This is a genomic window from Mycobacterium sp. VKM Ac-1816D (genome assembly GCF_000416385.1).
Lineage (GTDB): Bacteria > Actinomycetota > Actinomycetes > Mycobacteriales > Mycobacteriaceae > Mycobacterium > Mycobacterium neoaurum_A.
In genome coordinates, this window is the sequence record NZ_AOHQ01000146.1 from 71,132 (window position 1) to 86,458 (window position 15,327).

The 15,327-nt window shown below is 69.2% G+C and carries 13 protein-coding genes; 7 read left to right on the forward strand and 6 right to left on the reverse strand.

The window, feature by feature from the left end; genetic code table 11:
- Positions 1 to 59: 59 nt before the first annotated feature.
- Positions 60 to 851, forward strand: a complete 792-nt coding sequence (locus tag G154_RS24755) for a hypothetical protein (RefSeq protein ID WP_023985458.1) — start codon at positions 60 to 62, stop codon at positions 849 to 851.
- 29 nt (positions 852 to 880) lie between these two features.
- Here G154_RS24755 and G154_RS24760 read toward each other — a convergent pair whose 3' ends face one another.
- A complete protein-coding gene (locus G154_RS24760) occupies positions 881 to 1,639 on the reverse strand; it encodes an IclR family transcriptional regulator (protein WP_110807134.1) in 759 nt (252 codons plus the stop codon).
- Positions 1,640 to 1,795: 156 nt separating this feature from the next.
- On the opposite strand from G154_RS24760, the gene G154_RS24765 reads away from it, so the two are divergent.
- Genes G154_RS24765 through G154_RS24775 form a run of 3 tightly spaced genes read left to right on the forward strand, consistent with a single transcriptional unit; the run spans position 1,796 to position 4,406 of the window.
- Positions 1,796 to 2,581, forward strand: coding sequence for a CoA transferase subunit A (locus tag G154_RS24765; protein WP_019511197.1), 786 nt, complete (start codon positions 1,796 to 1,798; stop codon positions 2,579 to 2,581).
- Positions 2,578 to 3,228 (forward strand): 3-oxoacid CoA-transferase subunit B, encoded by a 651-nt coding sequence (locus G154_RS24770; RefSeq protein WP_019511196.1) that lies wholly within the window; start codon positions 2,578 to 2,580, stop codon positions 3,226 to 3,228. The genes G154_RS24765 and G154_RS24770 overlap by 4 nt, the downstream gene beginning before the upstream one ends.
- Positions 3,225 to 4,406, forward strand: a complete 1,182-nt coding sequence (locus G154_RS24775; protein ID WP_019511195.1) for an acetyl-CoA C-acetyltransferase — start codon at positions 3,225 to 3,227, stop codon at positions 4,404 to 4,406. The genes G154_RS24770 and G154_RS24775 overlap by 4 nt, the downstream gene beginning before the upstream one ends.
- Before the next feature lie 44 nt (positions 4,407 to 4,450).
- Here the strand turns inward: G154_RS24775 and nudC are convergent, their stop codons facing one another.
- Positions 4,451 to 5,374, reverse strand: coding sequence for an NAD(+) diphosphatase (gene nudC, locus G154_RS24780; RefSeq protein ID WP_019511194.1), 924 nt, complete (start codon positions 5,372 to 5,374; stop codon positions 4,451 to 4,453).
- Positions 5,375 to 6,466, reverse strand: coding sequence for a TrkA family potassium uptake protein (locus G154_RS24785; RefSeq protein ID WP_023985455.1), 1,092 nt, complete (start codon positions 6,464 to 6,466; stop codon positions 5,375 to 5,377). It lies immediately after the preceding gene.
- Between the two features lie 42 nt (positions 6,467 to 6,508).
- Here G154_RS24785 and G154_RS24790 point away from each other — a divergent pair, with 42 nt between their 5' ends.
- Positions 6,509 to 6,904, forward strand: a complete 396-nt coding sequence (locus G154_RS24790) for a membrane protein (protein ID WP_023985454.1) — start codon at positions 6,509 to 6,511, stop codon at positions 6,902 to 6,904.
- Here the strand turns inward: G154_RS24790 and G154_RS24795 are convergent.
- Both G154_RS24795 and G154_RS24800 read right to left on the reverse strand, forming a co-directional pair.
- Positions 6,889 to 10,143, reverse strand: a complete 3,255-nt coding sequence (locus tag G154_RS24795) for an ATP-dependent DNA helicase (protein ID WP_031601386.1) — start codon at positions 10,141 to 10,143, stop codon at positions 6,889 to 6,891. The two genes, G154_RS24790 and G154_RS24795, sit on opposite strands and share 16 nt — an antisense overlap.
- A complete protein-coding gene (locus G154_RS24800; protein ID WP_019511190.1) occupies positions 10,140 to 13,241 on the reverse strand; it encodes an ATP-dependent DNA helicase in 3,102 nt (1,033 codons plus the stop codon). The genes G154_RS24795 and G154_RS24800 overlap by 4 nt, the downstream gene beginning before the upstream one ends.
- 59 nt (positions 13,242 to 13,300) lie before the next feature.
- Between G154_RS24800 and G154_RS24805 the strand changes: the two genes are divergently transcribed.
- Both G154_RS24805 and G154_RS24810 read left to right on the forward strand, forming a co-directional pair.
- Entirely contained in the window at positions 13,301 to 14,092 is a 792-nt protein-coding gene (locus tag G154_RS24805) for an alpha/beta fold hydrolase (protein WP_023985453.1), read from the forward strand.
- A gap of 1 nt (position 14,093) precedes the next feature.
- Positions 14,094 to 14,390 (forward strand): MGMT family protein, encoded by a 297-nt coding sequence (locus tag G154_RS24810; RefSeq protein ID WP_019511188.1) that lies wholly within the window; start codon positions 14,094 to 14,096, stop codon positions 14,388 to 14,390.
- Positions 14,391 to 14,466: 76 nt separating this feature from the next.
- Here the strand turns inward: G154_RS24810 and G154_RS24815 are convergent, their stop codons facing one another.
- On the reverse strand, positions 14,467 to 15,321 hold the full coding sequence (locus tag G154_RS24815; protein ID WP_023985452.1) for a TIGR02569 family protein: 855 nt from the start codon (positions 15,319 to 15,321) through the stop codon (positions 14,467 to 14,469).
- Between the last annotated feature and the right edge of the window lie 6 nt (positions 15,322 to 15,327).

A 15,327-nucleotide genomic window follows, 5' to 3' on the forward strand; every position in this document is an offset into this window, starting at 1 on the left:
ACCGGTGGCGGCCCCGGTCGTCCCCGGGGCCGCCACCACCCCTCTCGAAAGGCATGTCCATGAGCGCGAAAACTCCGACACCGGCCGGCCCCAGCGGACGCACCAGCGTGCTACTGATCGATGACGGCGCATACTCCACCTCGGTGATCCGCCAGGGTGCCTCCATTCCCTGGACCGACACCACACTCACGGCGGGGCACTTCGGCCAGGTGACGGCACTGTTGAATCCCGATGCACTCTGGATCGACATCGACAGCGTGCTCACCGCTCATACCGATTCACGCCCCGATCTGGTCGCGGCCATGGGCGCCAAGACGCGCGTCGGCTATCCGCTGCGCACGCTGCTGACCGATTCCGATGTGCTCGAGTCGGCTCGTGAGGTCTTGGCGACGGCAGCGAAAACGACCCGCCGCCAACTACTCCTGCATCTCCCCTCGCCCGCCCGCTGGCTGGCCGGCGCACATGCGATCGCAGGTAACCCACTCGGTGAGATCGACCCCGATCGCGCCGACAACGCCTCGATGTATGTCGCCGAGTGGCTCGGTCAGCTGGGATCGCTGCCCGTCTCCTTGGTGCTGCTCGACAGCAGGGGCTCCGCACTGCCCGAGGCGCTGGCCGACTACACGGCGGTGACCAATGTGACGGCGCATTTCGGCTGGCCGACCGCGATGTGGGGCGAACATGAGATATCCACTCCGCCGGGGGATCCCAGTATTGGAATGATCGAACGCACCTTCTGGACCGACCACGATGCCGACGTCCCCGTGGCCGGCACCGACATGGTGGTGACATCGATCCCGGCCACCGCATCCCCGGAACGTGTCCTGGAACAACTGGCGAAACTGCGTTGAGCGCCATACCGGGCGACCAATTCCGGCGGTCAATGTTGGCGTAGACGCACCGACAACCGGTGCGCCTGCGCCAACAGCAGCTGCCCCAGGACGGGTCGCCGGTCGGCCCGAAAGCGCGTCTCGACGCCCGTCACGCTCAACGCCCAAGCCGGTTGACCATAACGGTCGAAGACCGCGGCGCCCATCCCCCAGCTGCCCTCCACCAACAGCGCCGGATTGACCGCATAACCGGTGGATCGGGTCGCGGCAATACGCTCTCGAATCCGCGACTCGGAATGCTCTGTACCCCAACGGGTATGTGGCGACTGACGGGCGAAGAAGTCGTCGACCTCCCGTTCGGTCAGATGGCTGAGGATGGCCAGCCCGGCGGACGCGACGCCGAGTGGGAACCGCACGCCGACATGTAAGACGTGCGAGCGCAGCGGGAAACTGCCCTCCTCTGCGTAGACGCAGACGGTCTCGTCACCGCGGCGGGCCGATAGGAACGCGCTTTCTCCGGACTCCTGGGCCAACACCGCGACCAAGTCACGGGCCTGGTCGACGATGTCGTACCGGTTGGCCGCCGCGGCGCCGAGCAAGTACAGCTCGGGCCCGAGGTTCCACCTGCCGGTCTTGCGATCACGGTCGACCAGTCCCTGCTCGTTCAGCGCCGTCAACAGGCGATGCACCGTGGGGCGAGCGAGTCCGGCTGCCGATGCCAGCTCGGTGGTGGAGGCGCCCGCGGGCTCGGCGGCGCTGACCGCCCGCAGGAGCAGGCCGGCCCGCGCGATCACCCCCGGACCGCTCATGGAATCTGTCACGAACCGAGAGTAGGCGTTCACTGAATGAACGTCGAATCCGAAGTCGATCACCATTCGAGCAGATTGCCGCCGCTGCTGGTCAACGACTTCCCCTGTGAATTGCCGTGATCCACACTTGTCGATGTCAGATTGATCGTTTGAATAATGGACGAAAGTGGTGATCACGTGTCCTCGAAGGTGTACTCCACCGCCGCGGAGGCGGTCGTCGACATCAGCGACGGCGCCCGCATAGCGGTCGGCGGGTTCGGGCTGTGTGGCATACCCGATGCGCTCATCCGGGCCATCGCCGATACCACGACCACCAACCTGGAGGTGTACTCCAACAATTGTGGCGTCGACGATCACGGTCTGGGCATCCTGCTGGCGCTCGGACGCATCAGACGCGTCACCGCGTCCTATGTCGGTGAGAACAAGGAATTCGCCAGGCAGTACCTGGCCGGTGAACTCGAGGTCGAACTGACACCGCAAGGCACTTTGGCCGAAAGGCTTCGCGCCGGAGGGGCGGGCATACCGGCGTTCTACACACCGGCAGGTGTCGCAACCCCGGTGTCCGACGGCGGAATCCCTTGGCGCTACGCGCCCGACGGCTCGGTGCTCATCGCCTCGCCGCCGAAAGAGACCAGGGTCTTCGACGGCAGACGCCACGTGCTGGAGGAGTCGATTCGCGCCGACTTCGCACTCGTCCACGCCAAGGTCGGGGACACCGCGGGGAATCTGGTGTTCGACAAGACCGCCATGAATTTCAACCCGCTGGCCGCCATGGCGGGCAAGGTGACCATCGCGCAGGTGGAGAACCTGGTCGAGGCGGGCGATATCGATCCCAACAACGTCCACCTGCCCGGTGTGTTCGTGCAACGCATCGTGCACACCGGCCCCCAGGACAAACGCATCGAGAAGCGCACCGTGCGCAACCAGGAGGGCGAAAGATGACCACCACTCTCACCGGCTGGTCGCGTGACCAGATGGCCGCCCGCGCGGCCCGCGAGATGATCGACGGCCAGTACGTGAATCTGGGAATAGGTTTACCCACGCTCATCCCCGACCACCTCGACCCCGGCGTGCACGTCACCCTCCACTCGGAGAACGGGATCCTGGGCACCGGCCCCTACCCCACCGACGATGCCGTGGACGCCGACCTGATCAATGCGGGCAAGGAGACCGTCACCGTCGCCCCGGGTGCGGCCTTCTTCGATTCGGCTGCGTCGTTCGGGATGATCCGAGGCGGCCATATCGACACCGCGGTACTGGGCGCCATGCAGGTCTCCCGATGGGGGGATCTGGCCAACTGGATGATCCCCGGCAAGATGGTCAAGGGAATGGGCGGTGCCATGGACCTGGTACACGGTGCCGACCGGGTGATCGTGCTGATGGAGCACACCGACAAATCGGGCCAACCCAAGATCGTGAACTCGTGCACCCTGCCCCTGACCGGTGCCAGGGTGGTCGACCGCATCATCACCAACCTTGCCGTTCTGGACATCACCACCCACGGCACCCTCGCGGTGCGCGAGCTGGCCCCGGGGGTCGAGTTCGCCGATGTGGTCGCCGCCACCGAAGCTCCGCTGGACCTGTCATGACGGGCAGCACCTCGGTTCTGGTCGCGGGAGCGCGCACCCCGATCGGACGATTCATGGGCTCGCTGTCCTCGATGAGTGCGGCCGAGCTGGGCGGAGTGGCCATCGCCGGGGCCCTCGCGAAGGCCGGCATCACCGGCGCACAGGTTCAGTACGTGATCATGGGACAGGTGCTGACCGCCGGCGCGGGCCAGCTTCCGGCCCGCCAAGCCGCGGCCGCCGGCGGCATCCCGATGACCGTGCCCGCCCTGACCGTCAACAAGGTGTGCCTTTCCGGTATCGACTCGATCATTCTGGCCGATCAGATGATTCGTTGCGGCAGTGCGCAGATCGTGGTCGCCGGCGGCCAGGAATCGATGAGTCAGGCACCGCATCTGCTGCCGAAATCCCGAGCCGGTTACAGATATGGTGACGTCGCCGTGACAGACCATCTCGCCTTCGACGGCCTGCGTGACGTCTTCACCGACGAGGCGATGGGCGCGTTGACCGAAGACGCCAACGATCTCGACCGCCCCGCCCAGGATGCATTCGCGGCGCGCTCCCACACCCGCGCTGCAACCGCCTGGAAGGCCGGGCTTTTCGCCGACGAGGTGGTGCCGGTACAGGTCCCCGGGCGCCGGGGTGAGTCCCTTCCGTTCACTCATGACGAGAGCGTCCGGGCCGACACCACCATCGAGTCGCTGTCCCGGCTGCGCCCGGCCTTTCGTCCCGGCGGCACCATCACGGCCGGCAACGCATCACCGATCAACGATGGCGCCGCCGCCGTCGTCGTGATGAGCCGGCGCAAAGCCGAGGAACTCGGCGTGCCGTGGATCGCCGAGATCGGTACCCACGGCATGGTCGCCGGCCCGGATTCCACGCTGCAGTCGCAGCCTGCCAATGCCATCGCGGCGGCCTGCGCCCGCAGCGAGGTCGAACCGGCAGCACTGGATCTGGTCGAGATCAACGAGGCTTTCGCCGCGGTCGGTATCGCATCCGCAGCGGCACTCGGTCTCGACGAGGACCGGGTCAACGTCAATGGCGGTGCGATCGCGCTCGGGCACCCGCTCGGGATGTCCGGGACACGCATCGCCCTGCATCTGGCACTCGAACTGCGTCGCCGCGGCGGTGGCACCGGTGCCGCAGCGCTGTGCGGTGGAGGTGGTCAGGGCACGGCGCTGCTACTGCACTGCCGGACCTGATCGGCGGCCGATCGCCCCCGGCGTGGCGTCGGGTCCGTGCCGGCTCAGACGGCGTAGGCCCAGGACTCGATGATCTCGCGCGCGATCGAGATGGATCCGGGCAGCAGCACGCGCGACGGCGACGTCCTGCTCCAGTCCCCGTTCTCCAGCGCGTCGCGGATCTCCGCCCTGGTGAACCAGTCGGCCTCGGCGATCTCGCCGTCGTTGAAGGCGAACGGCTGCTCGGGATCGCCGAGCGCGTGGAAACCGACCATCAGCGAACGCGGGAACGGCCACGGCTGGCTGCCCAGGTACTGGACATCGGTGACGGTGAGGCCGATCTCCTCGGCGATCTCGCGCACCACACAGGTCTCGAAGGACTCACCGGCCTCCACGAACCCCGCCAGGATCGAGAACATCCGCTCCGGCCAGACCCCCTGGCGGGCAAGGACGGCGCGGTCGTGACCGTCATGCACCAGGCAGATCACGGCCGGGTCGATGCGTGGAAACTCCTCGTGACCGGTGGCCGGATTGATCCGCGACCAGCCCGCCTTGATCGGCTTGGTCGGGGCGCCGTCGACCGGGCTGAACCGAGAGTGGTCGTGCCAGTTCAGCAGCGCGGTGGCGGTCGACACCAACTGCGCGCTGGCATCGTCGAACACCGGTCCGGCGCGGCGCAGATCGAGCACCTCGGCCTGCAGCGACGGATCCTCGGGGGCTTCCAGCGCGGCACGAATGGCCCAGACATGCCGGCCGTCGGCGAGACGACCGAGGAACACCGCCTGCTCGGGCGGGGCGTCGCCGAGGCTCGTCGCGCTGCCCAGCACGACGCTGCCGCCGGCGATGAGCACCTGATTGCGGTGGTCCACCCGAAGTATCCGGGCATCCGGCCAGCCCGCGATAGCGGCGTCGACATCGGTGCGCAGGGTGTCGGCGCGGTCGGCGCCGACACGGGACAGCAGCGGGACATTGCGCAGGCTGAAATTCACTTACCGTTCCTCGTTCGAGCGGACGTAGAGCAGTCGGTCGCTCAGTTCCAGCGCATCGACGCGCTCGTCGTCGACACGCAACAGATCACCGCCGCGCACCACTCCGAGCACGATGTCGGTGAGATGGCGCGGCGAGCCGCCGGCCTCCTTGGGCTCGACCTGACGCTCGGCGATCGCGAAGCCGGCATCGGGGGTCAGCAGGTCCTCGATCATCTCCACCACGCTGGGGGTCTGGGTGGCCAGGCCTAGCAGCCGGCCCGCCGTCTCGGAGGTGACGACGGTGCTGTTTGCGCCGGACTGCTTGAGCAGGTGCTGGTTTTCGGCCTCGCGGACCGCGGCGATGATGGTGGCGGTCGGGTTCAGTTCGCGCGCGGTGAGCGTCACCAGTACGGCGGTGTCGTCACGGTTGGCGGCGACGATGATCGACTTCGCGTGCTGAACGCTGGCGAGCCGCAGTACCTCGGAGTCCTGGGCATTGCCACGGACGGTGACCAGCCCGGCATTCTTGGCCTTTTCCAGCGCCACGGGGTCCTGCTCGACGACGACGATGTCGGCGGGGGCGACGTCATCACCGATCATGGCGGCCACCGCGGTGCGGCCCTTGGTCCCATATCCGACGACGACGGTGTGGTTACGCACGCTTCTCCTCCATCGCTGGATCTTCAACGCCTGGCGCGACTGATTGGTCAGGGTTTCCACCGTCGTTCCGATCAGCACGATCAGGAAGGCCACCCGCAGCGGCGTGATCACCAGGACGTTGATCAGCCGGGCGGACGGGGTGACGGGCGTGATATCGCCGTAGCCGGTGGTCGACAGCGAGACCGTCGCGTAGTACAGACAGTCGAGGAACGACAGCGGGTCGTTCGCATCGGGGGCGGACTCGATATCGCGGTAGCCGTGGCGGTCGACGTAGACGATGAGCACCGCGGCGAACAAGGCGCCCAGTGCCAGCAGCACGCGCGTGAAGATCCGCCGCCAGGGGCTGACGAACCTCTCCGGAATGCTCAGGACGTCGACGAGGTCGGCGTCATGTCGCGAAGTCAGGTCCTGGTTGACCGCCGCCAAGCGCCGGCGCAATCTACCTTTGGCCACGATTCACCGATCGGCACGGGGTGGGCACGCCACAATGTAACCATGACGACCCCCATAACCGGAGTTGAGCAGCAAGCAACAGCATCGCGCGCCACCAAGATGGGCGTGTGGCTCGTCGGGATGGGGGTCTTGCATTTCGCCGCGCCGAAACCGTTCGACACCATCGTCCCCGTCGAACTGCCTGGTTCGGCGCGGTTCTACACCCTGGCCTCCGGAGTCGCCGAGGCCGCGGTCGGCGGCATGTTGATCGCGCCGAAGACCCGCAGGCTCGGCGCGCTGGGCGCCATCGCCCTGTTCCTCGGGGTACTGCCGGCCAACGTCAACATGGTGCGGTTGTGGAAGGAAAAGCCGTTGCCGATGCGGATCGGCGCGTGGGCACGCCTGCCGCTGCAGATCCCGATGATCACCCAGGCCTACAAGATCTATCGCAACTCCTGAGCCCTGGCGTCGGCCAGCAGGGCCGCGAGGTCCTCGGCGTCGGGTAGTTCGTCGGGAATGACCGTCACCCCGCTGCGGACGTAGTGGAACGCCGCACGCACCGCGTCGACCGGGCAGTCGTGCAGCCCGGCCCACGCCAACCGGTACACCGCGAGCTGCACGGCGGCGTGCTCGCGGGCCTCCGGCGTCGACGGTGGGTCGCCGGTCTTCCAGTCCACCACGATCACGCCGCCGTCGGATTCGGCGAAGACGGCATCGATCCGGCCGCGCACCACCGTCGGCTCGCCCGTGTCGTCGCTGCCCAGGAGCATGTCGAAGGGGACCTCCACATCGAGTGGGGTGCGCGCCGCCCATGGCGACGAGGCGAAGGCGGTCTGCAGTTCGGCTCGCTCCTCGGCGTGCGCGCGCCCCGCGTCGCCGTCGACCGCGCCGGGCAGATCATCGAGGTCGAACAACCGCTCGGCATGGAAGTAACGCTGCACCCACTCGTGAAAAGCGGTACCCAGTAACGCATGTGGGTCCGGACGGGACGGGAGCCTGCGCCGCAGCCTGCTCAGCGCGGCGGCGCGATCCTTGCCGAGATCGACCAGGGTGCTGACCGAGAGCTGCCCGGGCAGCACGACCGGCGCCGCGGCAGCTGCCCGTTCGCGTTCGGCGAGCAGGGCGTCCACATCGGCCGCCCAACCCTCGGGGTCGATCCCGGATTGCGCCTGTTCGGCTGCGTGCTCGACCAGCGCCGCGCCGCGCTCGACATCATGCGCGCGTGACCCTTCGACAGGCCAGACCGCTTCGACTGTGCTGCCTCGCAACGGGTTCGGCTCACCGTCGGCGGGCTCTGGATCCCATCGGTCGATGACACCGCAGCCCGACGTCTCGATGATCGCCTTGAGCTCGACCAGGAACTCCGACGGGCCACGAGGCTTGGACTCGGTGGGCCCCCAGTGATGCCCCGACAACAGTAGGGTGTGCTCGGATCGGGTCAACGCCACATACAGCAGTCGACGCTCCTCGTCACCGCGCCGCACGGCCAGGACATCCTTGTGCTGAGCAATCTTGTCGGACAGCGCTTTACGGTCGTTCACGTCGCTGGTGTCCAGCACCGGTACGCCGTGCTCGGACAGCGTGGCCCGGTCGCCACGCAGCAGCGGCGGCAACTCGCCGGCATCGGAGAGCCAGGTCCGTGCCATCGCGGTGGACGGGAAGATCCGTCCGCTCAGGTGCGGCACCGCGACGATCTCCCACTCCAGCCCCTTGGCAGCGTGCACGGTGAGGATCTGGACCCGGTCGGCGGCGACGCTCACCTCGGCCGGCGCCAGGCCGTTCTCGACATCGGCGGCCACGTCCAGATAGGCCAGCAGACCCGTCGGCGAGCCGTCGGAGCGCTCGGCGAACTCGGCCACCACATCACCGAACGCGTCCAGGTGTTCGGTGCCACCCCACCCCGCGGACACCGGACGGGCGGCCCGTGCCTCGGCGTCGACACCGAGCACACGCCGGATCTCGGCGACCAGATCCGGCAGCGGATAGCCCAGATGCGAACGCAGAACGGTCAGCTCACGCCCCAGCGCGACGAGGCGCGCATACCCGGTCGCCGAATACCGTTCCTCGGGGCCGGGATCGCAGATGGCATCGGCCAGGCAGGCGGTGTCGGCGTCGGGGGCGGCCTGCGCGACGATCCGCGCCGCGGTGCCGTGCTCGCCGGGGGCCGGATCGTCGAGTTCGGTGGCGCGCTGCCACAGTGCGGTGATGTCACGCGCCCCGAGCCGCCAGCGCGGACCGGTGAGCACCCGCATGGCTGCCGGACCACCGGTGGGATCGACCACCAGCCGCAGCATCGCCACGACATCGGCGACCTCCGGTATGGACAGCAGTCCCGCGAGCCCGACGACTTCCACCGGCACGCCGCGGGCGGTCAGCGCCTCGGCCATCGGCGCGGCATCGGCGTTGCGACGCACCAGGACCGCCGCCGTGGGCGGTGTCTCGACGGCCAGATAGCGGGCGGCGATCTGATCGGCGACCCAGTCCCGCTCGGTCACCACGTCATCGAGCAGTGCGGCGCGTACCTCCCCCGGAGTGGCGTCGGGCCGGGGCAGCAGCTCACGCACACTGACCGATCGTCGCCGGGCCTGCTCGGACACCGCGTTGGCCAGGTGCAGAGCCTCGGCGGGATTACGCCAGCTGGTGCGCAGTTCCAGCGTCGGCGCCGGCGTTCCGTCGGAGTGCGGGAAGTCGGTGGTGAACCGGGGCAGGTTCGTCGCCGACGCACCGCGCCATCCGTAGATCGATTGGATCGGATCGCCAACCGCGGTGAGCGCGAGACCGTCGTCCACACCGCCGCCGAACAGCGCCGACAGCGCGATGCGCTGGGCGTGGCCGGTGTCCTGGTACTCGTCGAGCAGCACCACCCGATAGCGTTGCCGCAGTTCGGCTCCCACCTGCGGGGCGGCGGCCGCCAACCGGGCCGCGGCGGACATCTGCGCGCCGAAGTCCATGACCCGCTCCGCGCGCATCCGCCGATGCAACTCGTCGATCAGCTCGATGAGATCGGTGCGTTCGGTCTGGGTGGCCAGCAGCTTCAGTAGCCATTGAGCGGGTCCGCCACGCTGATTCGGGCCGGCGGGCAGATGGTGGATCAGTCGTTCGAGTTCGATGTGCGTATCGCGCAGTGCCGCGGTGTCGACCAGGTGCTCGGACAGCGCGCCGGACAGTCGCAGCACCAGAGCGGTGATCGCCGCCGGGGTCTTCTCGGTGTCGAGCACCCGGGGATGCTCACACACCACCCGAAACGCCAACTGCCACAGCTCGGTCTCGCCGATCAACCGGGTGTCCGGCTCGATCGGGAGCAGCAGTCCGTGCTCGCGCAGCAGGTTGCCCGCGAAGGCGTGATAGGTGCTGATGGTGGGCGGCTCGTCGGTGCGGACATCGCGGCCGAGTCCGGTGCCGGCCAACCGGGCCAGCCGGGTCCGGACCCGCCGCAGCAGCTGTCCGGCGGCCTTGCGGGTGAAGGTGAGACCGAGCACCTGGTCGGGTCGTGCGTACCCGTTGGCGACCAGCCAGACCACCCGCGCGGCCATCGTCTCGGTCTTACCCGCACCGGCCCCGGCGATGACCACCACCGGGCCAGGTGGTGCGGCGATCACGGCGGTCTGCTCCGGGGTCGGGGTGAACAGTCCCAGTGCCTCGGCCAATTCGGCGGGGCTGTGCTGGGCCGTCGGTGGCGGTGTGGGGGTCGCGGTCATGGGCGGTTCTCCTGTGCGGGGCACATGGACCGTACCGGGCAGTGCGCGCACCCATCGTTGACCCGGGCCACGAAGTCCGGCCCCTGCGTTGCGGCGGCCGCCTCGGTGACGGTCTCGCGCCACTGCTGCGCCGCGGCCGGGGTGAGGGCGTCCTGGTGCCGCTCGGTGGCCCCACCGGCACTTGCCTTGGCCGGATACACGAGCACCCCGCCACCGGGTTCCTCACCGTCACCGAGCACGCCCTGGGCAACCGCCAGCTGGTACATCGCCAACTGGGCATGCCGCTGCGCATCATCCTTGGTCACCGGACTCTTGCCGGTCTTGACGTCGACGATCACCAGCCGGTCGGCGTTATCGCGTTCCAGCCGGTCGATGCGGCCGCGCACCCGAACCCCGGGCGCCACCATGCCCTCGACCTCGACCTCGGTGCCGACCTCGGTGTAGTCCCGTCGGGTCAACTCGCGCCACTGCACGAATGTCGACAGCATGGCGCCGTGCCGGGCCAGCTCGTTGTCGGCGTACCACTGCGACTCATACGGCAGTGCCGACCAGATGCTCTCCAGCTCGGCCAGCAGCTGGTTCTCGGTCTTGCCAGGATCGGCCACCAGGGCATGCACGAGCGTGCCGACCGCGGAGCGGACATCGCGGCTGTCGGAGCCGCCGTGGCGCTCCAGCAGCCAGCGCAACGGGCAATCCACCAGGGTCTGCAGCGTCGACGGTGACAATGTGCTGACGTGGTCCTCGTCCGACCACAGCGGCTCACTGGTCGACGCGGCCGTGCGAGTGTGCCACTGGGCCGGATCGGCGCCGGCCACCCCGGCTGCGGCCAGCCGAGCCAATTGCGTTGCCGCACAAACCCGAGTGTCCTCGTCGACCTCGCCGTCGGGTGCGCACACCACCGACCGCAGGCGGCCGACCAGCGCCGAAGGGGTCAGCACCCGGGGCGCCGGGATGGGTGCGGGCGGTATGACGGCGCCCGGCTCCCCTGTGACCAGAGCGGCGAGTTCGGTACAGAACGGCGACGGCAGCATCGCGGCGTCGCCGGTCTCGCTGTCGACGGCCGTCACGAGCAATCGGTCGCGGGTACGGCCCATCGCCGCGATGAGCAGTCGGCGCTCTTCGGCAAGCAGCGGGGCACGGGCGGACAACCGGGCGGTCGGGCAGTCGTCGGTGTCGGCGACACCGTCGAGCACATCGATCAGCCGACCGGTGCTGAGCACGCCCCCGCGCGGAACAGTGTTGGGCCACAATCCTTCCTGCACCCCGGCGAGCACCACGACATCCCACTCCCGGTCCAACGCAGCGTGCGGTGTGCACACCGTCACCGCATCGGTCCCGGCGGTCGACGCCGCTGCCGTGGGCAATGTCAGCGTGCCGACATGAGCGACCAGACCGGCCAGCGTGGCCCCGGTGGTGGTAGACACGTACTGATCGGCGATGTCGAACAGCGCCGTCACCGCGGCCAGATCCCGTTCGGCCACGGCAGCACCCGGACCGCCACGGTCGGCGATGCTGACCCAGCGACGTTGCAGGCCACTGCGACTCCACGCCTGCCACAACGTGTTCCGTGGGTCCATCCCGGCGCGATGACTGCCGCGGGCGGCTCGCAACACCGACTGCACGCGGGCAAGGCTGTGGCTCAGTTCGGCGGGCAGACCTTCCGGAATCCGGTGCAGCGCGGCCACCAGCAACTCGCCGAACTCGCGCTGGTGGCCCGAGATGCGACGCAACGCGCGGCGCAGTTGGCGCAGTGACACCGGATCCACCCGGCCGACCGGTCCGGTCACCAATTCCAGTGCCGCCGAACCGGTGAGCGAGCCCGCGGTGGCCTCCAGCACAGTCAGCAGTGCCCGCACCGCAGGCTGCTGGGCAAGTCCGGTGTCGGCGGCCGGTAGGTCCACCGGGACACCCGCGGAGACCAGAGCGCGCCCGATACCCGCGCCCACCCGCGGCACGGAGCGCACGATGACGGCCATCTGGGACCACGGCACACCGTCGACCAGATGGGCGCGGCGCAGCGCGTCGGCGATCAGAGTGGCCTCGGCGTGCGGCGACGCGGCGATCCGGACGGTCACCGACCCGGTGCGTTCCGGTGCGCCGGTCAACGCGCGCGGACGGTCCGCTCCCGGCAGCCGCGCCGCCACAGCGGTGATCGCCCCGGCCACCGCGGACGGGCAACGGCGCGACTCGGTGAGTTCGACGACCGGGGTGTCCAGTCGCAACAGCGCAGGGTCGGCACCGCGGTAACCGAACACGGCCTGGTTCGGGTCACCGGCGAGCACGGTGAGATCGGCACCGGCGGCCAGCACCCGAACCAGCAGGGCGGCCTGCGGATCCAACTGCTGGGCATCATCGACGAGCAGCACCCGCACCCTGGCACGTTCGGCGGCCAGCAGATCGGCATCGACGGCGAAGGCATCGAGGGCCGCGCCCACCAATTCCGCTGCGCCCAGTGCGGGCACGGTGGCCTGCGGGGCGGCCATCCCGACCGCCGAGCGCAGCAGCATCACCTGCTCGTAGGTAGCGGCGAACCGGCCGGCCGCGATCCATTCGGGCCGACCGGAGAGCCGGCCCAACCGTTGCAATGCCAGCGGGTCGACACCGCGTTCGGCACAGCGCGCCAACAGGTCCCGCAGTTCGGTGGCAAAACCGGCGGTCGCCAGCGCGGGATGCAACTCCGGCGGCCAGTTCATCGCACCATCCTCGAGCTCGCCGGCGAGCAGTTCGCGGATGATGCCGTCCTGTTCGGCGCTGGTGATGAGGCGTGGTGGCGGCCCACCGGTGCGCTGGGCGGCCAACCGCAACACCGCGAAGGCATAGGAATGTACCGTGCGCACCAACGGTTCGCGGACCACACCGCGCACACCGGCGGACAGCAGCGCGGCGGTGACCGCGGCGCGGGCCGTGGCACCGAGCTTGGCCGAACCGGTCAGCAGCAGAACCGATTCCGGATCGGCACCGGCGGTGATATGCGCGGTCGCGGTGTCGACAAGCAGGCGGCTCTTGCCGGTTCCAGCGCCGCCGAGGACGCGCACCATACCGCGCCTGCCGGGCCGGGCAAGGGCCTCCGGGGTGAGCTCGGTGTGTGGTGCGGACATGACTGCATCACAGCACGGGGGTCCGACAAGTGGCTCTGACGTGGGCCTACGATCGAACCGTGACCGCAGCCCTGCACAGCTACCGCTTCGGACCGTCGGGTCCGGCACAGATCCTGGCCATCCACGGCCTGACCGGCCACGGCCGTCGCTACGAGGAGATCGCCGACTCCCATCTTGCCGAGTTCACCGTGTTGGCACCGGATCTGATCGGGCACGGCCGCTCCGAGTACGCCGCACCGTGGACCATCGAGGCCAATGTCGCGGCACTGGCGGCGCTGCTGGACGCCGAGGGTGGCGGCCCGGTCCTGGTGGTGGGGCATTCGTTCGGCGGAGCGGTGGCACTGGCACTCGCCGCGGCACGCCCGGAACTGGTGCGGGGACTGGTGCTGTTGGACCCGGCCGTCGCGCTGGACGGCGGCTGGATGGCCGAGATCGCCGATGCCATGTTCTCCTCCCCCGATTATCCCGACCGTGAGCAGGCGCGCGCCGACAAGCTCGCCGGATCGTGGCGCGAGGTCGCCGAGCGCGATCCGGCGGTGCTGGAGGGCGAACTCGACGAGCATCTGATCACCCTGCCCAATGGTCGCCTCGGTTGGCGGATCAGCGTGCCCGCGACGATGTCCTACTGGAGCGAGTTGACCCGGCCGGTGCCGTTGCCCCGCAGCGGAACTCCGACGACGCTGATCCGCGCCACCCGCACCACGCCGCCGTATGCGACCGACGAACTGATCGCCACCCTGCGCGACGCCGTCGGCGAGGAATTCACCCTGACCGAACTGGATTGCGATCACATGGTGGCCCAGGCGTTACCCGCCGAGACGGCGGCCGTCATCCGCGGTCACCTGGGCTGAGATGGCCGCGGTCACCGAGGAGCAGGTCGAGGCGGTGCGCGCACTGGTGGACCGGATCCCGGCGGGTCGCGTCAGTACCTACGGTGACATCGCCGCCGAGGCCGGGTTGTCCAGCCCGCGGATCGTCGGCTGGATCATGCGCACCGATTCTTCGGATCTGCCCTGGCACCGGGTTGTTCCGGCCTCGGGACGACCGGCGCCGCATCTGGCGACCCGGCAGCTGGAGCGGCTTCGCGCCGAGGGTGTGCTGGCCGTCGACGGCCGGGTGTCGCTGCGCGCGTACCGCCACGACTTCTGACCGCGAGCAGACGCGTATACCCCCGGATCACGACGAAAATGGGGGTATACCAGCCTGCTCGCGAGAGGAGAGCAACTCAGACGGCGAGGCGGACCAGCGCCGCGGTGCGGGCAAGCCCAGGGAAGGCCGCTGCGGTCGAGCGCGGGTGCAGCGCGTGCACGGCGAGCCGGAACATCAAGGCCCGCAACAACATCTGCGACCATTCCGGTAATGCACTCCACCGCTCGACCAGACCGTCATCGGCCTCGCCCCAGGCCAGCGCGTCCACGACGACCACGCCGGCCGCCCAGGAGGCCGGCCGCCAGTACGGTGTGATGTCGGTGATACCCGGTGCGGCGGTGCCCGCGAAAAGGACTGTGCCGTAGAGGTCTCCGTGCACCAGCTGACTCGGACTGCGGGTCGGGGTGCGCAATGAGGCCAACTGGTTGAGCAGTTCGACGGACTTCTGGCCGTCGACCGTGCCGGGTGCCACCCGGGCACCCGCGGGCAGGGTGTGCAGCGGACGGTCCTCCCAGGCCGCACGATCGGCGGCGATGAACACATCGACATCCGACCATGGCGCCACCGGCGGCTGGGTCAGGAACCGGGGCCGTTCCAGCTTGGCCGTGGCCTCGTGCAGGCGCACCGCAGCCGACACCACCTCGTCATGGCGTGGTTCCGGGGTACCGGCGACGAAGGTGTCGGCGCGCCAACCGGCCACCACATAGCGGCCGTCGGTGGAGCGCACCGGTCGTGCCAACCGGATCCCGTCGGCGAACAGCGTTTCGCGTACCTTGGCCGACCAGGCGGCGCGCGCATGGTCGGCGACCATCGACAACACCACTTCGCCACACCGCCAGCCGCCCTCCCAGGACGAACCCAGCGGCACCGGCCGCACACCGGCCAGCCCAAACGCCGCCATCACATGGTCGGGTGGCAGATCGTCAGTCACGCACGC